Genomic DNA, 21,239 nt, shown 5'->3' on the forward strand with positions numbered 1-21,239 from the left:
TCCGCGCGGTGAGGATGAAGGCATGGGATTCCATGTCGACTCCGAAGCCGGGCGGCTGCGCCGCGTCATACTCCACCGCCCCGATCTGGAGCTGAAGCGGCTCACCCCCAGGAACAAGGACGCGCTCCTGTTCGACGACGTCCTGTGGGTGCGCCGCGCCCGGGAGGAGCACGACGGGTTCGCCGACGTCCTGCGCGACCGGGGGGTCGCCGTGCATCTCTTCGGCGACCTGCTGCGCGAGTCCCTCGACATACCGGTCGCCCGGCGCCTCGTGCTGGACCGGGTCTTCGACGAGAAGGAGTACGGCCCGCTCGCCACCGAGCATCTGCGGGCCGCCTTCGAGGAGCTGTCCGCGGCGGAGCTGGCGGAGGCGCTGGTCGGCGGCATGACCAAACGGGAGTTCCTGGAGCGGCACAGCGAGCCGACCTCCGTCCGCTTCCATGTGATGGACCTGGACGACTTCCTCCTCGGCCCGCTGCCCAACCACCTCTTCACCCGGGACACCTCCGCCTGGATCTACGACGGGGTATCCATCAACGCCATGCGCTGGCCCGCCCGGCAGCGCGAGACCGTCCACTTCGAGGCCATCTACCGCCACCACCCCCTCTTCACCGGCCCGGAGGCGGGCGCCTTCCACCACTGGTCGGAGGGCCAGGACGACTACCCCTCCACCATCGAGGGCGGCGACGTCCTGGTCATCGGGCAGGGGGCGGTCCTGATCGGAATGAGCGAGCGCACCACCCCGCAGGCGGTCGAGATGCTGGCCCGCGGACTCTTCGACGCCGGTTCGGCGCGCACGATCGTGGCGCTCGACATGCCGAAGGCCCGCGCGTTCATGCACCTGGACACGGTGATGACGATGGTCGACGGCGACACGTTCACCCAGTACGCCGGTCTCGGCATGCTTCGCTCGTACACCATCGAGCCCGGCAGCGGCCCCCGCGAACTGAAGGTCACCGACCATCCGCCCGAGCACATGCACCGGGCCATCGCCGCAGCCCTCGGCCTCGACGAGATCCGGGTGCTCACCGCCACCCAGGACGTGCACGCCGCCGAGCGCGAGCAGTGGGACGACGGCTGCAACGTGCTCGCGGTCGAGCCCGGCGTCGTCGTCGCGTACGAGCGCAACGCCACGACCAACACCTATCTGCGCAAGCAGGGCATCGAGGTGATCGAGATCCGGGGCAGCGAACTGGGCCGGGGACGGGGCGGGCCGCGCTGTATGAGCTGCCCGGTGGAGCGGGACCCCGTGGCTTGAGCCGTCGGCGGAACGCGAACCCAGGGCCCTGTATAGAGATGCGAGGCGTCGTATAGACTTCCATCTCTGCCGCGCGCAGTGCGCCGATCCCCGCCCGACCCAGGAGCAGTCACCATGGCCATAGACCTCACCGGCCGCCACTTCCTCAAGGAGCTGGACTTCACCTCCGAGGAGTTCCTCGGCCTGGTCGCGCTGGCCGCCGAGCTCAAGGCGGCCAAGAAGGCCGGGGGCGAGGTCCAGCGGCTGCGCGGGAAGAACATCGCGCTGATCTTCGAGAAGACCTCCACCCGTACGCGCTGCGCCTTCGAGGTCGCCGCCGCCGACCAGGGCGCCTTCACCACCTACCTCGACCCGGCGGGCTCCCAGATGGGCCACAAGGAGTCCGTGAAGGACACCGCGCGGGTGCTCGGCCGGATGTTCGACGGGATCGAGTACCGGGGCGACAGCCAGCAGGCCGTCGAGGAGCTGGCCACGCACGGCGGCGTGCCGGTCTTCAACGGGCTCACCGACGACTGGCACCCCACCCAGATGCTCGCCGACGTCCTCACCATGACCGAGTGCCGCGAGGGCCCCCTCGCGGGGACGGCCTTCGCCTACCTCGGCGACGCCCGCTTCAACATGGGCAACTCCTACCTGGTCACCGGCGCCCTGCTCGGCCTGGACGTCCGGATCGTCGCCCCCGAGGCGTACTGGCCGGACGAGGCGGTCGTGGCGCGGGCCCGGAAGCTCGCCGAGGTCAGCGGCGCGAAGATCACCCTCACCGGCGACGTGGCCCAGGGGGTCGCGGGCGCCGACTTCGTCGCCACCGACGTCTGGGTCTCCATGGGGGAGCCCAAGGAGGTCTGGGCCGAGCGCATCGCCGCCCTCGGGCCCTACGCCGTGACGATGGACGTCCTGCGGGCCACCGGCAACCCGGACGTGAAGTTCCTGCACTGCCTGCCGGCCTTCCACGACCTCGGCACCCAGGTCGGCCGGGACATCCACGCCCGGTACGGACTGACCGAGCTGGAGGTCAGCGACGAGGTCTTCGAGTCGCCGCACTCCGTCGTCTTCGACCAGGCGGAGAACCGGATGCACACGATCAAGGCCGTCCTGGTGGCGACGCTCGCCGGGAAGTAGCCCCGCGCGATACGTACGGACCGGGCAGGGGTTCGCATGCTCATACACCCGATTGGGTGAACATGCGTGCTGGTGGCTACGATGTCGGCTCTTGGTGGGGTTCGGACCCGGGGAGACCCCCGCAGGGTCGGACCCCATACCTGTGCCGCCGTCTGCCGGCGCACGGGCCGTCCCCCCACTGCACCACCAGAGATGAGAACGTCCCGCATGAGCACCGGTCTGCCGCGATCCGGCACCCCGAAGCCCTCCGGCCCCCACCTGTCGGGCCTGCGCCGCAAGAGCCCCGAGCAGCTCATCGCCGAATCCGGCGGCGACCTGGAGGGCCACGGCCTCAAGCGCACGATGGGCCTCTTCCAGCTCGTCTGTTTCGGGGTCGGCGCGATCGTCGGCACCGGCATCTTCGTCGGACTCTCCGACAGCGTCGCCGAGGCCGGCCCCGCCGTCGTGATCTCGTTCGTCCTCGCGGCGATCACCTGCATCTTCACCGCCCTGTCCTTCGCGGAGCTGGGCAGCGCCATCCCGGTCTCCGGAAGCTCGTACTCCTTCGCGTACGCGGCGCTCGGCGAGCGCACCGCCTTCCTCGTCGGCTGGTGCCTGCTGCTGGAGTACGGAGTCTCGGTCTCCGCCGTCGCGGTGGGCTGGAGCCAGTACGTCAACGAGCTGCTGAACAGCCTGTTCGGCTGGGAACTGCCCGCAGCCCTGTCCGCCGGGCCCGGTGACGGCGGTGTGGTCAACCTGCCCGCCGTCGTCGTGATCGCCATGGCCGCCACCCTGCTGGTGCGCGGCGTCCGCGAGAGCGCCACGGCCACCGCCGCCATGGCGGTCCTCAAGATCGGCATCCTGGTCGCGTTCTGCGCGGTGGCGTTCAGCGCGTTCCAGGACGACAACCTCATGCCGTTCGCCACGCACGGCCTCGGCGGGATCACCGCGGGCGCCTCGCTCGCGTTCTTCTCCTACATCGGCTTCGACGCCATCACCACCGCCGGCGAAGAGGTCAAGAACCCCCGCCGTAACATCCCGATCGCCATCCTGATCTGCATCGGCGTCGTCACCCTGCTCTACTGCGCCGTGGCGCTCTCCGCCATCGGCGCGATCGGCTCGGACGACGTGGCGAACAAGAGCGCCGCTCTCTCGATCGCCGTCAACGAGGTCACCGACTCCTCGGTGGGCGGCGGCATCATCGCCTTCGGCGCGGTCGTCGCCATCGCCTCGGTGGTGCTCGCCGTGATGTACGGGCAGACCCGCATCCTGATGTCGATGTCCCGCGACGGACTGATCCCGCGCGTCTTCGAGCGGGTCTCTCCCAAGACCCACACCCCGGTCGCCAACACCTGGATCGTCGCCTGCGTCTTCGCGGTCCCGGCCGCCTTCGTCTCGCTCGACGTCGTCGTGAACCTGACGACCATCGGCACGCTCGCCACGATGGTCGCCGTCAATGCCGCGGTGGTCGTGCTCCGTCGCCGCAACCCGGAGCTGAAGCGGACCTTCCGGGTCCCGCTCTACCCGGTCAGCCCGCTGCTGGGCGTCGCCTTCTGCCTGTACCTGATGTACGGGACCGGCTGGACGACCTGGGTCCAGTTCGCGGTCTTCCTGGCCGCCGGCTCGCTCCTCTACGCCGGCTACGGCCGCAAGCGCTCCCGGCTGGTCAGCTCCCCGGCGACGGACCCGGCTGCGCCGGTATCGCCGGAAGCGTGAACCAGACGGCCTTGCCGTGCTCCGTGGTGCGGTGACCGCACGCGGAGCTGAGGGTCCGGATCAGCAGCAGGCCGCGGCCGTGCTCCTGCCAGGGATCGACCTCGAAGCCCGGCTGCGGCCGGGACAGGTCGCCCGGCGGGGCGGGGTCGCGGTCGTGCACCTCGACCTGGCAGCCGGTGGGCAGCAGCTCCACGACCAGCTCGATGGGCTCGCCGCCCAGGGTGTGCTCGACCGCGTTGGCCACCAGCTCGGCGGTCAGCAGTTCGGCGGTGTCGCTGTCGGCCGGGGCGTCGATGTCCGACAGGGCCGTACGGATGAGAGCCCGGGCGATCGGCACGGCCGCGGTGGAGTGCGGCAGGGCGATGCGCCAGGAAGCGGGGACGGGGACATCGGGCGGCACGGCAGGGTTTCCGTTCGGGAGCGGGTCTACCTGAAGCGGGAGGTCTCGGCTCTCGGGCAGTCGTCTTCTCGGGTTCACGTCGTACTCGTGTCGAGACTTCCTGGTTTCAACCTTACGAACCGCTCCGGCCCAGCCATAGGGGCGGTCGGCCGGAGCAAAGGGGACTTTCGCCACAACGGTCTCATGGGTGCCGTATTGCGACCTCGTGACGGCAGTCACGCCTGAGTGATAACTTCGGAGGCGGAATGCGACCCGCGCACGGCCGGCACCCGCCCGATCGCTGAAGGGGACCCCTCCATGAGCCCGTTTCCCAGCTCGGCCCCGAGCGCCGAGGAATGGCGTCATCTCCGGCTGACCCGGGAGGACGGTGTGGCAACCGTCACATTCTCCCGACCCGAAAAACTCAACGCGCTCACCTTCGGCGCCTACGCCGATCTGCGCGACCTCCTCGCCGAGCTCTCCCGGGAACGCTCCGTCCGCGCCCTCGTCCTCGCCGGGGAGGGGCGCGGCTTCTGCTCCGGCGGCGACGTCGACGAGATCATCGGCGCCACCCTGGCCATGGACACCGCGCAGCTCCTCGACTTCAACCGGATGACGGGACAGGTCGTCCGGGCCCTGCGGGAGTGCCCCTTCCCCGTCGTCGCCGCCGTCCACGGGGTCGCGGCGGGCGCCGGGGCCGTCCTGGCCCTCGCCGCCGACTTCCGGGTCGCCGACCCCTCCGCCCGCTTCGCTTTCCTCTTCACCCGGGTCGGCCTCTCCGGTGGCGACATGGGCGCGGCCTACCTGCTGCCCCGGGTCGTCGGCCTCGGCCACGCCACCCGGCTCCTGATGCTCGGCGACGCCGTCCGCGCCCCCGAGGCGGAGCGGATCGGCCTGATCAGCGAGCTGGCCGAGGAGGGGAAGGCCGACGAACGCGCCGCCGAGCTGGCCCGCCGCCTCGCCGACGGCCCCGCCCTGGCGCTCGCCCAGACCAAGGCCCTGCTCACCGCCGAGCTGGACATGCCGCTAGCCGCCTCCGTCGAACTGGACGCCAACACCCAGGCCCTCCTGATGCACGGCGAGGACTACGCCGAGTTCCACGCAGCCTTCACCGAGAAGCGGCCCCCGAAGTGGCAGGGGCGCTAGCCGTGGCGGGCAGCGGCACGTCCGTCCGGCGCATCGCGGTCATCGGCGGCGGCCCCGGCGGGCTCTACGCCGCCTCCTTGCTCAAACGGCTTGACCCGGACCGCGAGATCACCGTCTTCGAGCGCAACGCCCCCGACGACACCTTCGGCTTCGGCGTCGTCCTCTCCGACGAGACCCTCGGCGGCATCGAGCACGCCGACCCCGAGGTCTACCGCGCCCTCGGCCGCGAGTTCGTCCGCTGGGACACCATCGACATCGTCCACCGCGGCCGCACCCACACCTCCGGCGGCCACGGCTTCGCCGCCCTCGGCCGCCGCCGGCTCCTGGAGATCCTGCACGAGCGCTGCGCCGGCCTCGGCGTCGACCTCCGCTTCCGCACCCCGGCCCCGCCCGCAGCCGAGCTCGCCGCCCACCACGACCTGGTCATCGCCGCCGACGGGGTGCACAGCGCCACCCGCAGGGCGCACGCCGACGCCTTCGGCCCGGGCATCACCGGACACCGCAACCGCTACATCTGGCTCGCCGCCGACTTCGCGCTCGACGCCTTCCGCTTCGAGATCGCCGAAACGCCGTACGGCGTCATGCAGTTGCACGGCTACCCGTACGCCGCCGACGCCTCCACCGTCATCGTCGAGATGCGCGAGGAGGTGTGGCGGGCCGCCGGACTCGACACCTGCGACCCGGCCGAATCCACCACCCGCTGCGCCAAGTTCTTCACCGAAGCCCTGGACGGCCGCCCCCTGCGCTCCAACCGGTCCTCCTGGCTCGCCTTCCGTACGGTCACCAACTCCCGCTGGTCCCACGGCAACACCGTGCTCATCGGCGACGCGGCCCACACCGCCCACTTCTCCATCGGCTCCGGTACCAAGCTCGCCGTCGAGGACGCCCTCGCCCTGACCGCCTGCATCGAGGAACAGCCCGACCTGCCGTCCGCGTTGACGGCGTACGAGGCCGAGCGCCGCCCGGTCGTCGCCTCCACGCAGCGGGCCGCCGCCGCCAGTCTCCGCTGGTTCGAGGGGCTGGCCCACTACGTCGACCAGCCGCCCCGGCGCTTCGCGTTCAACCTGCTCACCCGCAGCCGCCGGGTCACCCACGACAACCTCCGGCTGCGGGACGCCTCGTTCACCGCCGCCGTCGAGGAGGAGTTCGGCTGCCCGCCGGACACCCCGCCGATGTTCACCCCGTTCCGGCTGCGCGGCCTGGAGCTGCGCAACCGCGTGGTCGTCTCCCCGATGGACATGTACTCCGCCACGGACGGGCTCCCCGGCGACTTCCACCTCGTCCACCTCGGGGCCCGCGCGCTCGGCGGCGCCGGACTCACCATGACCGAGATGGTCTGCGTCAGCCCCGAGGGCCGTATCACCCCCGGCTGCACGGGCCTGTGGAGCGACGAACAGGCCCTGGCCTGGCGGCGGATCACCGACTTCGTCCACACCTCCGCCCCCGGCGCGGCCATCGGCGTCCAGCTCGGCCACTCCGGCCGCAAGGGCTCCACCAAGCTCATGTGGGAGGGCATCGACCAGCCCCTGGACAGCGGCAACTGGCCGCTGACGGCCGCCTCCCCGCTCCCGTACGCCCCCGGCGTCAGCCAGGTCCCGGCCGAACTGGACCGGGCCGGACTCGACGCCGTACGCGAGCAGTTCGTGGCGGCCGCCCGGCGCGCCGCGAGCAGCGGCTTCGACCTCCTCGAACTGCACTGCGCCCACGGCTATCTGCTCTCCGGCTTCCTCTCCCCGCTCACCAACCACCGCACCGACGCCTACGGCGGATCCCTGGCCGGCCGCCTCCGTTTTCCCCTCGACGTCTTCGACGCCGTGCGCGAAGTCTGGCCGCGGGAAAGGCCGATGACCGTGCGGATCTCCGCCACCGACTGGGCCGAGGGCGGCACCGACGCCGAGGACGCCGTCATGATCGCCCACGCCTTCGCCGAGCACGGGGCTGACGCCATCGACGTCTCCACCGGCCAGGTCGTGCCCGAGGAGCGCCCCGAGTTCGGCCGCTCCTACCAGACCCCGTACGCCGACCGGATCCGCAACACCGTGGACGTCCCCGTCATCGCGGTCGGCGCGATCTCCTCCTGGGACGACGTCAACTCCCTGCTCCTGGCGGGCCGCGCCGACCTCTGCGCCCTGGCCCGCCCCCATCTGTACGACCCGCACTGGACCCTCCACGCGGCCGCCGATCAGGGCTACACGGGACCGGGCGCGCCCTGGCCCCTCCCGTACGCCGCGGGCAGCCGCACCCCGCCCACCGGCCGCACGGACGGACCGAAGCCCCGGCTCACGCTGGGGTGAGGCAGTCGTGGCAGCGGCAGGGGACCGGGTGCGGCACCCCGCGCCAGTGCTCCTCGCGGTAGCGCGGGGCCAGGCGGGCCAGCAGGGCGGCGAGTTCCTCGGCGTACTCCCGCGTGGCCCATGTCCCGTCGACGCCGAAGGCCGCCGCGCGGCGCAGGACCGCCGGGCTGTACACCGCGACGGCCCGGAAGGTGTGGAGATTGCGGGTCGCCATGTCGATGGTGATGTACGCACCGGTGTGCCGGCCGCGCCCGATGGTGGTCAACTCCTCGTGCGCCATACCCCCATAGGTTGTGGCGACGTGCACCTTCGACCCGCCCCGGTACGACTTGGTCCCGGGCCGCAGTTCCTGCCCGCCGTCCCCGTACCGCCGCCAGCGCACCACGTTCGCGGCGACGAGCCACAACGACTCCGCCGCCACGGGCACTTCAGTCACGGGTGCCTCGGCGACGGGCTCCGCGTCCACGTGCCGCTCCGTCACGGGTTCCTCCTCAGTAGCAGCCGGTCCGCCACCGGTTCGTAACCGATGCGCAGATAGACGCCGTTACTCGTCGGGTTGGCGAGGTCCGTGAAGAGCAGGACCTCCGCCGCGCCCTCCGCCAGGGCGGCCCGCGAGGACTCGGCCGTCACGGCGGCCCCGTACCCCCGGCCGCGAAGCTCCGGCGGGGTGTACACCAACGTCACCCGCACCGTCCCCGCCATCATCAGGGAGCGACCCGCGAGAGCCACCGGAGCCCCGCCGCTCTCCCAGAGGGTGAGTGACCCGCGTTCCGTGCCCTCGTCCACCAGCCACTCGGCCGAGGACTTGGACTGCCCGGTCGCGTCGGCGAACCCCCGCACCCACTCCACGAGCAGGGCCCGGTCCGCCCGCGTCGCCGCCCTGGCCCGGCCCTCCGGCGCGGGGAAGGGCGGCCGCAGTGTGCCCAGCCGGTACAACCGCTGCTCCTGCTCGATCCGGTAGCCCGGCAGCCGGGCTGTCAGCAGCGCCGCGATGTCCCGGTCCGCGTTGACACCGTCGAGGTCGGGACCCGCCCCCAGGGCCTCCACCAGCGGCCCCACCGCCTCCGGGGGCACGGCGTTCAGCAGCGCGGCGTGGGGCGGAGTACGCACGAGAGTCCCCGCCACCGCCCCGTCCGCCCCGCGCCACCAGCCGAGGACCGGATCGTCGTCCCCGTAGTGATGGGCGCCCGAACGCCTCAGCCGCTCGGTGACGGTGAGCGCCACCGTGTGCTCGACGGGCCGCGCGGTGAGCGACGGGCCGGCCGCGGCGAGGAACACGTCGACGTCGTGGGTGAAGGTCCAGGTCATGCCTCATCCTGCCCGGGGGCGGGAGGCCGGGGCACCTGGATTTCTCCGGCGGGCACGAGGGCCACCCGCGCACGACGAAACGCCCCGGCGTCCGGCGGCGGTGATGCCGTAAGACTTTCGTCATGCGGGAGCGGTCGCCCCACGTGGTGCCGGTCGGATTGGATGGGTGGTCCGGGACCGGTGCGTCCGGCCGGCCGATGTAGCGGAGGAGCCGGAATGGGACGGGTACGCGGAGTGCTGACGTGGCCGGTGGTCGCGGGGGCGCTGGTGGTGGCCGTGGTGATGGTGGGCGTGGGCCTCTACTGGTTCCAGCCGTGGAAGCTGTGGCAGGACGAGACCGTGCGGGAGGCCCTGCCCGAGGCGACTGCCGCGGAGCCCGCCGACAACTCGGCGGGCGAAGAGGCGACTGTGCAGGGGACCCCTGTTCCCGAACCGGCAGCGCCGGTGACCCTCGCCTCCGGCGACCTGATCAGCCACGAGCACGCCACGTCCGGCACGGTGAAGCTGCTGCGGCTCGCCGACGGCTCGCACATCGTGAGGCTGGAGGACCTCGACACCAGCAACGGCCCGGACCTCAGGGTCTGGCTGACCGACGCACCGGTGAAGGAGGGGCGGGCGGGCTGGTTCGTCTTCGACGACGGTCGCCACGAGAGCCTCGGCAAGCTCAAGGGCAACAAGGGGTCCCACAACTACCGGCTGCCCGAGGGCCTCGACCCGGCGGGCTTCACGAGCATCAGCATCTGGTGCGACCGGTTCGACGTCTCCTTCGGCGCTGCCGAGCTGGTCCGCGCCTGACAGCCGACGTGTCCGTCCCTTCTGCGCGCCGGGCCGCCGCCCTCACTCCCGTACGTACCGCTCCCCGGCGTCCCGCAGCCGCTCGTGCAGCCGGCCGAACACCTCCGCCGACCGGCGGCCCGGCCAGTCCGCGGGCAGCAGCTCCGCCGGCAGACCCGGGTCCGCGTACGGCAGTTGGCGCCAGGAGTCCAGCCCCAGCAGATAGTCCCGGTAGGCGGTCTGCGGGCGGGGCGGTCCGTCGGCCCCGGACGCCTCCCAGTCGCGCAGTACCGGCTCGTGCAGCTCCAGGAAGTCGTGGTGCAGCCGCGCCACCGTGTCCAGGTCCCACCAGCGGGCGACCGCCTCGCGGGTGGCGGCGAAGCCGAGGTGCTCACCCCGGAACAGGTCGACGTACGGGTCGAGTTCGAGCCGTTCCAGGGTGTGCCGGGTCTCCTCGTACAGCCCGCCCGGAGCGATCCACACCCCGGGCGCGGCCGTGCCGAAGCCCAGCCGGGCCAGCCGGGAGCGCAGCACATGGCGCTTGCTGCGCTCGGCCTCGGGCACGGAGAACACGGCGAGCACCCAGCCGTCGTCGAGGCTCGGCGCGGGGTGCCGGTAGATCCGCCGGTCCCCGTCGTCCAGCAGCTGCCGGGCTTCCGGGGAGAGCGCGTACCCCGCCGAGCCGTCCCCGGCCCGGGCGGCCACCAGCAGCCCGCGCCGTTTCAGCCGCGACACGCACGAGCGTACGGACGGGGCGTCGACGCCCACGGCGTGCAGCAGGCGGATCAGCTCCGACACCGCGAACGGGGCGCCGTCCGCCGGACGGCCGTAGGCGCCGTAGAGCGTGATGATCAGGGAGCGGGGGGTGCGCAACTCGGCCACGTGATCACTCTAGGCTCTGTCCTCCCGGAGGTCTTCCCGGAGATCTTCCCGAAGGTCTTCCCGGAGCAGGAACCGCTGGAGTTTGCCGGTCGCGGTGCGCGGCAGCGACTCCTCGAACACGAAGAGGCGCGGGCACTTGTGCGGGGCCAGGTTGGCCTTCATATGGGCGCGCAGCGAGTCCGCCGTCTGCTCCGAGCCCTCGGTCAGCACCACGTGCGCCACCACGATCTCGCCCCGCAGTTCGTCCGGCCGGCCCACCACGGCCGCCTCAGCGACCTCCGGATGGCGCAGCAGGGCGTCCTCCACCTCGGGGCCCGCGATGTTGTAGCCGGAGGAGATGATCATGTCGTCGGCGCGGGCCACGTAGCGGAAGTAGCCGTCCGGTTCGCGGACGAAGGTGTCGCCGGTCAGATTCCAGCCGTGCCGGACGTACTCCGTCTGCCGGGGGTCTGCGAGATAGCGGCAGCCGACCGGGCCGCGCACGGCGAGCAGCCCCGGCTCGCCGTCCGGCAGTTCCTCCCCGTGCTCGTCCACCACCCGGGCCTGCCAGCCCGGCACGGGCACCCCGGTCATGCCCGGCCGGATCGCCTCGTCGGCCGCGGAGATGAAGATGTGCAGGAGTTCGGTGGCCCCGATGCCGTTGATGATGCGCAGACCCGTGGCCTCGTGCCAGGCCCGCCAGGTCGCCTCCGGCAGGTTCTCCCCGGCCGACACACAGCGCCGCAGCGCCGACAGGTCGTGGCCGTTCAGCTGGCCGAGCATCGTGCGGTAGGCGGTCGGCGCGGTGAACAGCACCGAGACCCGGTGCTGGACCAGCGCGGGCAGCAGATGCTGCGGACCCGCCTGCTCCAGCAGCAGCGTCGAGGCCCCGGCCCGCAGCGGGAAGACCAGCAGCCCGCCCAGGCCGAACGTGAAGCCCAGCGGCGGGCTGCCCGCGAACACGTCGTCGGCCGAGGGGCGCAGCACGTGGCGGGAGAAGGTGTCGGCGATGGCCAGGAGGTCCCGGTGCAGATGCATACAGCCCTTGGGGCGCCCGGTGGTCCCCGAGGTGAAGGCGATGAGCGCGACCTCGTCGGCGGCCGTGTCCACCGCCCGGTACGGGCCGGAACCGGAATGCGCGGAAGCCCGCCGGGCGAGGTCACCGGGCCCGTCCCCGCCGAACGGGGTGATCCGCAGCCCGTCCACGTCCGCCGCCGCCAGATCCTCCACGGACCGGGCGTCGCACAGGGCGTGGCCGATCCGCGCCAGCGAGCAGATGGTGGCAAGCTCCGTGGCGCGCGCCTGCGCCAGTACGGTGACGGCGACCGCGCCCGCCTTCATGACGGCGAGCCAGCAGGCGGCCAGCCAGGGCGTGGTCGGCCCGCGCAGCAGCACCCGGTTGCCCGGCACCACGCCCAGGTCGTCCGTCAGCACATGGGCGATGCGGTCCACGGCCTCCCGCAGTTCGCCGTAGCTCCAGACGCCGCCGTCGCCGGAGCGCAGCGCGGGACGGTCGGCGCCGTACTCCTCGATGGTGCGGTCCAGCAGCTCGTGTCCGCAGTTCAGCCGGTCGGGGTAACGCGGCGCCGGATCGTCCAGGAGGAGCTTCGGCCACTGCTCCGGCGGTGGGAGATGGTCGCGCGCGAAGGTGTCGGTGTGGGCGCCGGCGGTGCGCCCGGCCGGCTCGTGAGGCGCGCCGGGGACGCGTGCGGACGCGTCGGCGGCGGCTGTGGGCGTGTTCGGCGAGGAATTCGGCTCCATGAAGGATCGCCCCCTTGTCGCCTCTGGAGCGTATCGTTTGGGTGACGGTAGTCAACGGTCCGCGATAAGCCATGGCGTGCGATGCGATGCGACGAGATGCCACCCGACGCGACGGGGCACGCGACACGACGCGACAAGAGAGGCGCCGCCATGACGGCATTCTCCCTCGAACCGGAACAAACCGCCTGGTGCGAGGAGCTCCGTACGCTCGCCGCACAGGAGCTGCGCCCGCTCGCGGAGAAAGGGGAGCCCGGGCGTGTCAACCGCCCCCTGCTGGCCGCCCTCGGCGAGCTGGGCCTCCTCGGCCGGATGCTGGGCTCCGGCGCGCTGGACCTGTGCCTGCTGCGGGAGTCGCTGGCCCGGGGCTGTACGGAGGCCGAGACCGCGCTCGCCCTCCAGGGCCTCGGCACCACCCCGATCGTCCAGGCGGGCACCCCCGCCCACCGCGAACGCTGGCTCCCCGGGGTCCGGGCCGGGCGGGCCGTCGCCGCGTTCGCGCTGAGCGAGCCGGGAGCGGGCTCCGACGCGGCGGCCCTGAGCCTGGCCGCCGACCACACCGCCGACGGCTGGCGGCTCACCGGCGAGAAGTGCTGGATCTCCAACGCCCCCGAGGCCGACTTCGCCGTGGTCTTCGCCCGCACCACCCCCGGCGCCGGATCCCGGGGCATCACAGCGTTCCTGGTCCCGTCCGACCGCCCCGGACTCACCGGCTCCGCCCTCGACATGCTCTCCCCGCACCCCATCGGCACCCTGGAGTTCGACGGCGTACCGGTCACCGCCGACGACGTCCTCGGCGAACCCGACCGGGGCTTCCGGGTCGCCATGAACACCCTCAACCTCTTCCGCCCCAGCGTCGGGGCCTTCGCCGTCGGAATGGCCCGGGCCGCCCTCGACGCGACCCTGGACCACACCGCCCACCGCACCGCGTTCGGCGGCCCGCTGAGCGATCTCCAGGCCGTCTCCCACCAGGTCGCCGAGATGGCCACCCGCACCGAGGCCGCCCGCCTGCTGGTCCACGCGGCGGCAGCGGCGTACGACGCGGGGGAGAGCGGGGTGCCGCGCCGGGCGGCCATGGCCAAGCTGTACGCCACCGAGACCGCGCAGTACGTCGTCGACACCGCCGTCCAGCTGCACGGCGCCCGCGCCCTGCGCCGGGGCCATCTCCTCGAACACCTCTACCGCGAGGTCCGCGCGCCGCGCATCTACGAGGGCGCGAGCGAGGTGCAGCGCGCCATCATCGCCAAGGAGCTGTACGCGAACGCCGCCCGGCTTCCCGATCCGCACGAGCCGTCCGCCGAGCCGTCCGCCGAGCCGTCCGCGTCCCCGACCCAGGAGCCGTCCGCATGAGTCCGTCCCACCGGATCAACCCGGCCGAACTCTCCCCGCCCACCGGCTTCAGCCACGCCGTCGTCGCCACCGGCGGTCACCTGGTCTTCCTCGCCGGACAGACCGCCCTCGACCCGGAGGGCAAGGTCGTCGGAGCCACCCTGCCCGAGCAGTTCGCACTCGCGCTCGGCAATCTGCTCACCGCTCTCCACGCGGCCGGCGGCGCCCCCGCCGACCTCGCCCGGGTCACCGTCTACGCCACCGACGTCGACGACTACCGCTCCCACTCCGCCGAACTGGGCCGGATCTGGCGCAGGCTGGCGGGGCGCGACTACCCGGCGATGGCCGTCATCGGCGTCGCCAGGCTCTGGGACGAACAGGCGATGGTCGAGATCGACGGGGTCGCGGTCCTCCCGTGACGGGGCTCGGGGTGAGGCGGGAAGGTCCGCCGCACTGCTTAAAGAGAAGGCAAGACCCCCGTTAAGAAGTCGTCAAAAGGCTCGCGTTAGGCTCTTCGCGTGCGGTACGACGCGGAACACCTCCAACGCCTGGCGCGGCCTTCCCCCCGTCCCCAGCTGGCGCCCCCTCGGGACGGCGTCCGGTCTCGGCGTGCCGGTGAGCGCGCGGCGTGCCGGTCCGGGGAATCTCGCGGGGACGTATATCTGTATTCGGTGCCCTTTACTCCGGTTTGTTCGCCGCCTGCCCGGGACACCGCGCTGTGATCGGGCTCATCATCGGTCACTTCCTCCTGGCGGCCTTCGCGGGCCCCTTGGTGCACCGGCTCCGTCGGCGCGCCTTCCTCGTGCTGGCGCTGCCCCCGGCGGCGGCCACCGTCTGGGCGTTCACCCAGTGGAGCACCGCTGCCGACGGTGAGGCGGTCACCTGGACCTGGAAGTGGATTCCGGACTACGACGTCGGCCTCGATCTGCGGCTGGACGCACTCTCCGAGCTGATGGTCCTGATGGCCGCCGGGGTCGGTGCCCTCGTCCTCGTCTACTGCGCCTCGTACTTCAGGGACGACACCCCGCAACTGGCCCGGTTCGCGGGGAACCTCCTCGCCTTCGCGGGCGCGATGCTCGCCCTGGTGCTCGCCGACGACCTGATCACGCTCTACGTGTTCTGGGAGCTGACCACGGTCTTCTCCTTCCTGCTGATCGGGCACAGCAGCGAACACCGGCACAGCAGACGCTCCGCGCTCCAGGCGCTCACCGTCACCACGCTCGGCGGCCTCGCCATGCTGGTCGGATTCCTGATCGTCGGTCATGCCGCGGGCACCTACCGGATCTCCGCCATCGTCGCCGACCCGCCGGAGACCAGCCTCGCCGTCTCCGTCGCCCTGGTGCTGATCCTCGCGGGCGCGCTGTCGAAGTCCGCGATCTGGCCGTTCTCCATGTGGCTTCCGAACGCCATGGCCGCCCCCACCCCGGTCAGCGCCTATCTGCACGCCGCCGCGATGGTCAAGGCCGGCGTCTATCTGGTGGCCCGGCTCTCCCCGGCCTTCGCCGACGTCCCGGTGTGGAAACCGGTGGTCATCGTGCTCGGTGGCGCGACCATGCTGCTCGGCGGCTGGCGCGCTCTGCGCCTCAACGACCTGAAGCTGGTCCTCGCCTACGGGACCGTCAGCCAGCTCGGCTTCCTCACTCTGCTCGCCGGGACCGGCAACCGGGACGCGGCCCTCGCCGCCGTCGCGATGATCCTCGGCCACGCGCTGTTCAAGGCGCCGCTCTTCCTCGTCACCGGCATCGTCGACCACGCCACCGGCACCCGGGACCTGCGGGGGCTCTCCGGCGTCGGCCGCTCCCTGCCGTACGTCGCCGGGGTCGCCGTGCTCGCCGCCGCCTCCATGGCCGCCCTGCCCCCGCTGCTCGGATTCGCCGCGAAGGAAGCGGCCTTCGAGGCGCTGCTGCACGGCTCGGCCGCCGACCGCTGGGCGCTCGCCGTCGTCGTCGCGGGCTCCGCCCTCACCACCGCGTACACCCTGCGGTTCGTCTGGGGGGCCTTCGCGCGCAAGCCCGGCGTCCCCGACACCCCCGTCCACCGCGTCGGCCGGGCCTTCCTGGCCCCGCCCGCCCTGCTCGCGGTGCTCGGCCTGGTGCTCGGTCCCGGCGTCGGCCTGACCGACGGGCTGTTCAGCGCCTACGCCGACAGCTATCCGGCTCCCGCCGACCCCTACCACCTGGCGCTCTGGCACGGCTTCGGCATCGCCCTGCTGCTCTCCGCCGTCGCCTGGATCGCGGGAGCGGGCCTCTTCCTCGCCCGGGACACCGTCGCCCGCGTGTCCCGCCGCGTCGCCTGGCCCACCGCCGACAGCGTCTTCGGTCATCTGCTGCTCGGCCAGGAACGGCTCGCCCTCCAGGTCACCGGCTTCGTTCAGCGAGGCTCCCTCTCGGTCTACCTGGCGACCACGCTGCTCGTGATGGCCGGCGGTCAGCTCGCCGTGTTCGCCATCGACCAGCCCTGGCAGGGGGCTCCGGCTCCTCGGCTCTGGGACAACGCCCTCCAGGGCGGCATCGCCGTGCTCACCTGCGTTGCCGCCTTCCTGTGCCTGACCGTACGACGCCGGATGAAGGCCGTGGTCCTCAGCGGGCTGATCGGCTACGGCACCGCGCTGCTCTTCGTCGTCCAAGGCGCACCGGACCTGGCACTCACCCAGTTCTGCGTCGAGACCGTCGCGATGGTCGTCTTCGTCCTCGTGCTGCGCCGGATGCCCGTCCACTTCGAGGAGACCGTCTCACCCTGGCGGCGCGCGATCCGCATCCCGGTGGCACTCGTCGCGGCCGGTACCGTCGGCGTCGCCCTCTGGGTGGCCGCCGCCGCGCGTACGGCCGAACCGGCGGGCGCGGCCATGGTCGAGGAGGTCCAGGAACACGGGTACAAGGACGTGGTCGCCACCATCCTCGTCGACCTGCGCGCCTGGGACACCCTCGGGGAATCCGCGGTGCTCGCCGCCGCGGCGATCGGGGTCACCAGCCTCATCTACCTGCACCGCCGCAGCGAGGGACCGATGACGGCGGACGAGCTGAAGGGTCGTACCGCCTGGTCCATCGCGGCCGAGCACACCGCACGGCTGCCGCAGGGCGACGAGGTGGCCCCCGAGCGCGGCTGGCTCGCCGCCGGATCCACCCTCGCCCCCGAACACCGCTCGATCGTCTTCGAGGTGGTGGCGCGCCTGCTCTTCCACCCGATCCTGATCCTCTCGGTCTACCTGCTCTTCTGCGCCGAGAACATGCCCGGCGGCGGCTTCGTCGCCGGACTGGTCGCCGGAGTCGCCCTCATCACCCGCTATCTGGCGGGCGGCCGCTTCGAACTGGCCCAGGCCGCCCCCCTGCAACCGGGGCTCTTCACCGGACTCGGCCTCTTCATCTCGACCGGGGTGGGCCTCCTCGGCCTGATCGACGGAACCGTTCTGCACGCTTTCACCTACCACGGACATCTGCCGGTGTTCGGCGACTTCCACATGAGCACGCCGATCCTGTTCGACTTCGGCGTCTACCTGCTGGTGCTGGGCGTCGTCCTGGACATCGTCCGGGCTCTCGGAGCCAAGATCGACCGGCAGATCGAACGGGCCGCCGGCGCGCTGAGCGCCACGGGCGGCCCCGAGGCGGGAGGGGATCCCCGATGACCGTCAGCGCCGCACTCCTCCTCACGGCCGTGGTCCTCTGCGCCGTGGGCGGCATCCTCATGCTGACCCGACCGCTGACGCGGATCCTGCTGGGCGCCGTCATCCTGAGCAACGGGGTCAACCTGCTGATCCTCGCCTCGACCGGTACCGCGGGTGCCGCGCCCCTTCTCTACGGGGTCGATCTGCGCCGGGTCACCGACCCGCTGCCCCAGGCGATCGCTCTGACCGCGATCGTGATCACCCTCGGCACCACCGCCTTCCTGCTCGCCATGGCCTACCGCAGCCACCAGATCACCGGCACCGACGAGGTACACGACGACCTGGAGGACCGGCGCATCGTGCTGCGCGCCGAAGTGCTCTCCGAACGCGCCCAGTTGCGGGAGGAGTTCCGCTCCGGATCCGAGCCGACCGCGGACGAGCGCGAACGCTACCGCGAGGAGCGCCGTCGGCTCCGCGACCGGCTCCGCGCCGACCGGGCCCGCCAGGCCCGGGGCCGCGACGCCTCCGGCGACCTCTGGAACGACATCATCGGCGCCGACCCCGAGGACTACGTCCGCGATGGCGACGCCAAGGCCGACGACCGTTACCCCCGAGACGAACGAGGAGCCGCCGGATGAACGCGCTCGTCCCGTTGCCGGTGCTCCTGCCGCTGTGCGCCACCGGACTCAGCCTCACCTTCGGCACCCGGCTCCAGCGCTTCCAGCGCTTCATCAGCGTCGCCGTACTCACCGCGGTCCTGGCGCTCTCGGTCACCCTGATGATCGCCGCCGACCGGCAGGGCCCGCTCTCCGTCCACCTCGGCGACTTTGCGCCTCCGCTCGGCATCACCCTGGTCGCCGACCGGCTCTCCGGACTGATGCTGACCGTCTCCTCGGCCGTCACGCTCTGCGTACTGATCTACTCCCTCGGCCAGGGCATGACCGACCGGGACAAGGAGACCCCGCTGGCGGTCTTCCATCCGGCCTACCTGATCCTCGTGGCCGGGGTCTCCTGCACCTTCCTCGCCGGCGACCTGGTCAACCTCTTCGTCAGCTTCGAGATCATGCTGGTCGCCAGCTTCGTCCTGCTCACCCTCGGCGGCACCGGCCCCCGGATGCGCGCCGGATCGACCTACGTGATCATCTCGCTGTTCTCGTCGATGGTCTTCCTCATCGCCATCGCGATGACCTACGCGGCCCTGGGCACCGTGAACTTCGCGCAGCTCGCCGAACGGCTGCCCGACCTCTCGCTCGGCGTGCAGACCCTGATCCAGGCGATGCTGCTCACGGTCTTCGCGATCAAAGCCGCCGTCTTCCCGCTGGCCGCATGGCTGCCCGACTCCTACCCGACGGCGCCCGCACCGGTCACCGCCGTCTTCGCGGGGTTGCTCACCAAGGTCGGCGTCTACTGCATGATGCGGACCGAGACCCTGCTCTTCCCGGGCAACCGGATCGGCGACCTCCTGATGGCCGTGGCGCTGGCCTCCATGGTGATCGGCATTCTCGGCGCGGTCGCCCAGACCGACCTCAAACGACTGCTCTCCTTCACCCTGATCAGCCACATCGGCTTCATGATCTTCGGTATCGGCCTCGCCACCCGGGAGGCGTACGGCGGTGCCATCGTCTACGTCGTCCACCACATCACCGTCCAGACCACCCTCTTCCTGGTAGCGGGGCTCATCGAACGCCGGGGCGGCACCACGGAGCTGACCCGGCTCGGCGGTCTGGCCAAGGCCGCACCGATACTGGCCCTCCTCTTCTTCGTCCCCGCGATGAACCTGGCGGGCATCCCCCCGCTCTCCGGCTTCATCGGAAAGCTGGGGCTCATGCGGGCGGGCGTCGCCGACGGCAGCGCCTGGGCCTGGATCCTGGTCGCGGGCTCGGTCGTCACCAGCCTCCTGACGCTGTACGTCACCGCCAAGGTGTGGAACCTCGCCTTCTGGCGCGCGGCCCCGCCCGGACAGGCCGAGTCGGGCACGGTCCTGGAGTCCGGGGACGACAGCGACGACGACACCGACGAGGGCCCCGACGGCGTCCCCGGCACCGGTGACGAGGGCATCGCGGTGCTCGACCGCCCGGCCGAGGGCGCGAGCACCGCCACGCTCCAGGCGCGAGCGGTCACCACGACCAACCGCCTGCCCCGGCCCATGATGGCGGCCACCGCGGCAACCGTCGCGCTGGCCCTGTCGTTCACGGTGTTCGCCGGGCCGCTCACCGCCTTCACCGACCGCTCGGCCGTGGAACTGCTGGAGCGAACGCCCTACATCGAGGAGGTGCTGGGCCGGTGAGCCGTTTCCCGCGGTTCTCGTTCCGTGACAAGGACCTGCCGCCGCTGAGCTGCCGGGTCGGCCGTCGCGGACGCGTGCTGGACCTGCCGCTGATCGCCTGGCTCACGCTCATCTGGGTGCTGCTCTGGTCCACGTTCAATCTGGCCAACATCATCACGGGCGTGATCGTCGCGGCCGCCGTCTGTCTGGCCTTCCCGCTGCCCCCGGTCGACCTCGGCCTCCGGCTCCATCCCTGGGGCATCCTCCGACTGGCCGGATATCTGCTCTACGACATGTACACCTCGGGTGTGAAGGTCACCCGGCAGATCTTCGCGGGTATGCCCCACCGGGCCGCCGTCATCGGCGTGCCGCTGCGCTGCCGCAGCGATCTGATGCTGGCCGCCGTCGCCGTCGCCGTCTCCAATGTCCCCGGCGGTTCCGTCATCGAGATGCGCCGAGCCACCGCGACCGTCTTCCTGCACGTCTTGGACGCCGACCGGCCCGAGGAGCTGGAAGCGGCCCGGCGCCAGGTCTGGCGGCTGGAGGAACTGACCGTACGGGCCTTCGGAACCGCCGACGAGATCGCCCGGGTCGCCGAACCGCCCCCACCGCCGCAGCTCACCGCCGGAAGGCCCGCACCATGAGCGTCTTCGAACAGATCGACCGCGTCCTGCTGACCGCCGCCATCGTCCTGGTCCTGGCAGCCGGGCTCCTCCTGCTGGTCCGGATCTGGCGCGGGCCCTCCATGCTCGACCGGGCGATCTCGCTGGACGTCATCGCGGCGCTGATCATCGCCGGGCTCGGAGCCAAGTCCGCCGTGGCGCTGGACTCGTTCTACTTTCCGATCATGCTGGTGCTGGCCTTCCTGGGGTTCACCGGATCGGTGGGCATCGCCCGCTTCATCGCCGTGCGCGACCGGCCCCAGGCCGTGACGGTGATCGCCCCGTCTCCCGCTGCGCCTCCCGGGGCCGGCGGCCGCTCCGGGGATGACGCCGGCTCCGGTTCCGACGCCGGCTCGGGCCCGACCAAGGAGGACCCCAAGTGAACGTCTGGATCCAGCTCCTCGACACGGCGGGCGCCCTCCTCGTCCTGATCGGCGCCGCGATCTCGCTGCTCGGGGTGATCGGCATGCTGCGGCTGCCCGACGTCCTCTCCCGCAGCCACGCCGCCACCAAACCGCAGACGCTCGGCATGCTCCTGGTCCTCGCCGGAGTCGCTCTCCGGCTGCGCACCGGCATGGACCTGGCGACCCTCGCGCTCATCGCCTTCTTCCAGATGCTCACCGGACCCGTCGCCTCGCACCTGGTGGCCCGCTCCGCCTACCGCACCGGCCAGGTCGACCACGGCGAGCTGCTCTTCGACGAGCTCGACGAACAGCTCACCGACGGGAAGTAAGCGCGTACTCGCGCCCTGTCGGGGCCAAACACCCCATGGGCCCGGGCCCGCGTGCC

Annotated in this window: 19 protein-coding genes; 14 read left to right on the top strand and 5 right to left on the bottom strand. The window is 72.0% G+C overall.

The genetic code is table 11. From position 1 onward, the window contains the following. Positions 1-22: 22 nt before the first annotated feature. The 3 genes from IE140_RS14820 to IE140_RS14830 all read left to right on the top strand — a co-directional run bounded on the left by IE140_RS14820 (position 23) and on the right by IE140_RS14830 (position 4,072). Positions 23-1,258, top strand: coding sequence for an arginine deiminase (locus tag IE140_RS14820; protein WP_032777468.1), 1,236 nt, complete (start codon positions 23-25; stop codon positions 1,256-1,258). Positions 1,259-1,372: 114 nt separating this feature from the next. After that, positions 1,373-2,377 carry an ornithine carbamoyltransferase gene (gene argF / locus IE140_RS14825; protein ID WP_150194044.1) on the top strand — a complete coding sequence of 335 codons (1,005 nt, stop codon included), beginning with the start codon at positions 1,373-1,375 and terminating at the stop codon, positions 2,375-2,377. Between the two features lie 207 nt (positions 2,378-2,584). Continuing rightward, positions 2,585-4,072 carry an amino acid permease gene (locus IE140_RS14830; protein ID WP_150194042.1) on the top strand — a complete coding sequence of 496 codons (1,488 nt, stop codon included), beginning with the start codon at positions 2,585-2,587 and terminating at the stop codon, positions 4,070-4,072. On the opposite strand, the gene IE140_RS14835 is transcribed toward IE140_RS14830, so the two are convergent. Next, on the bottom strand, positions 4,023-4,472 hold the full coding sequence (locus IE140_RS14835) for an ATP-binding protein (RefSeq protein ID WP_007452262.1): 450 nt from the start codon (positions 4,470-4,472) through the stop codon (positions 4,023-4,025). The genes IE140_RS14830 and IE140_RS14835 overlap by 50 nt on opposite strands. A gap of 297 nt (positions 4,473-4,769) precedes the next feature. On the opposite strand from IE140_RS14835, the gene IE140_RS14840 reads away from it, so the two are divergent. Both IE140_RS14840 and IE140_RS14845 read left to right on the top strand, forming a co-directional pair. Beyond that, a complete protein-coding gene (locus IE140_RS14840) occupies positions 4,770-5,597 on the top strand; it encodes an enoyl-CoA hydratase family protein (RefSeq protein ID WP_150194040.1) in 828 nt (275 codons plus the stop codon). Next, the gene (locus tag IE140_RS14845) at positions 5,582-7,891 is read left to right on the top strand and encodes a bifunctional salicylyl-CoA 5-hydroxylase/oxidoreductase (protein ID WP_150194038.1); all 2,310 of its coding nucleotides are present in this window, start codon (positions 5,582-5,584) and stop codon (positions 7,889-7,891) included. Before IE140_RS14840 ends, IE140_RS14845 begins: the two co-directional genes overlap by 16 nt. On the opposite strand, the gene IE140_RS14850 is transcribed toward IE140_RS14845, so the two are convergent. Together IE140_RS14850 and IE140_RS14855 are read right to left on the bottom strand one after the other, a co-directional pair. Next, positions 7,878-8,357: a hypothetical protein gene (locus IE140_RS14850; RefSeq protein WP_150194071.1), complete on the bottom strand. Its 480-nt coding sequence runs from the start codon at positions 8,355-8,357 to the stop codon at positions 7,878-7,880. The genes IE140_RS14845 and IE140_RS14850 overlap by 14 nt on opposite strands. Positions 8,358-8,368: 11 nt before the next feature. Continuing rightward, positions 8,369-9,199 carry a GNAT family N-acetyltransferase gene (locus IE140_RS14855; protein ID WP_150194036.1) on the bottom strand — a complete coding sequence of 277 codons (831 nt, stop codon included), beginning with the start codon at positions 9,197-9,199 and terminating at the stop codon, positions 8,369-8,371. Positions 9,200-9,415: 216 nt separating this feature from the next. On the opposite strand from IE140_RS14855, the gene IE140_RS14860 reads away from it, so the two are divergent. After that, positions 9,416-9,994, top strand: a complete 579-nt coding sequence (locus tag IE140_RS14860) for a DM13 domain-containing protein (protein WP_150194033.1) — start codon at positions 9,416-9,418, stop codon at positions 9,992-9,994. 42 nt (positions 9,995-10,036) lie between these two features. On the opposite strand, the gene IE140_RS14865 is transcribed toward IE140_RS14860, so the two are convergent. Both IE140_RS14865 and IE140_RS14870 read right to left on the bottom strand, forming a co-directional pair. Beyond that, on the bottom strand, positions 10,037-10,855 hold the full coding sequence (locus IE140_RS14865) for a PaaX family transcriptional regulator (RefSeq protein ID WP_150194031.1): 819 nt from the start codon (positions 10,853-10,855) through the stop codon (positions 10,037-10,039). Between the two features lie 9 nt (positions 10,856-10,864). Then, positions 10,865-12,595 (bottom strand): AMP-binding protein, encoded by a 1,731-nt coding sequence (locus tag IE140_RS14870; RefSeq protein ID WP_150194029.1) that lies wholly within the window; start codon positions 12,593-12,595, stop codon positions 10,865-10,867. Positions 12,596-12,745: 150 nt separating this feature from the next. On the opposite strand from IE140_RS14870, the gene IE140_RS14875 reads away from it, so the two are divergent. From IE140_RS14875 to mnhG, 8 genes are all read left to right on the top strand, one after another. After that, the gene (locus tag IE140_RS14875; protein WP_150194027.1) at positions 12,746-13,942 is read left to right on the top strand and encodes an acyl-CoA dehydrogenase family protein; all 1,197 of its coding nucleotides are present in this window, start codon (positions 12,746-12,748) and stop codon (positions 13,940-13,942) included. Continuing rightward, a complete protein-coding gene (locus tag IE140_RS14880) occupies positions 13,939-14,340 on the top strand; it encodes a RidA family protein (protein ID WP_030581469.1) in 402 nt (133 codons plus the stop codon). The genes IE140_RS14875 and IE140_RS14880 overlap by 4 nt, the downstream gene beginning before the upstream one ends. A gap of 299 nt (positions 14,341-14,639) precedes the next feature. Next, positions 14,640-17,543, top strand: coding sequence for a Na+/H+ antiporter subunit A (locus tag IE140_RS14885; protein ID WP_150194025.1), 2,904 nt, complete (start codon positions 14,640-14,642; stop codon positions 17,541-17,543). Continuing rightward, positions 17,540-18,160 carry a Na(+)/H(+) antiporter subunit C gene (locus tag IE140_RS14890; protein ID WP_032777493.1) on the top strand — a complete coding sequence of 207 codons (621 nt, stop codon included), beginning with the start codon at positions 17,540-17,542 and terminating at the stop codon, positions 18,158-18,160. Before IE140_RS14885 ends, IE140_RS14890 begins: the two co-directional genes overlap by 4 nt. Further along, a complete protein-coding gene (locus IE140_RS14895) occupies positions 18,157-19,809 on the top strand; it encodes a Na+/H+ antiporter subunit D (protein ID WP_150194023.1) in 1,653 nt (550 codons plus the stop codon). Before IE140_RS14890 ends, IE140_RS14895 begins: the two co-directional genes overlap by 4 nt. Beyond that, positions 19,806-20,432: a Na+/H+ antiporter subunit E gene (locus IE140_RS14900; protein WP_032777497.1), complete on the top strand. Its 627-nt coding sequence runs from the start codon at positions 19,806-19,808 to the stop codon at positions 20,430-20,432. Before IE140_RS14895 ends, IE140_RS14900 begins: the two co-directional genes overlap by 4 nt. Further along, the gene (locus tag IE140_RS14905) at positions 20,429-20,833 is read left to right on the top strand and encodes an MrpF/PhaF family protein (RefSeq protein WP_229826796.1); all 405 of its coding nucleotides are present in this window, start codon (positions 20,429-20,431) and stop codon (positions 20,831-20,833) included. Before IE140_RS14900 ends, IE140_RS14905 begins: the two co-directional genes overlap by 4 nt. Further along, positions 20,830-21,183: a monovalent cation/H(+) antiporter subunit G gene (gene mnhG / locus IE140_RS14910; protein ID WP_150194020.1), complete on the top strand. Its 354-nt coding sequence runs from the start codon at positions 20,830-20,832 to the stop codon at positions 21,181-21,183. Before IE140_RS14905 ends, mnhG begins: the two co-directional genes overlap by 4 nt. Positions 21,184-21,239 lie beyond the last annotated feature (56 nt).

Origin of the sequence: Streptomyces parvus, from assembly GCF_014648875.1 — a bacterium.
GTDB classification, from domain to species: Bacteria; Actinomycetota; Actinomycetes; order Streptomycetales; family Streptomycetaceae; genus Streptomyces; species Streptomyces parvus.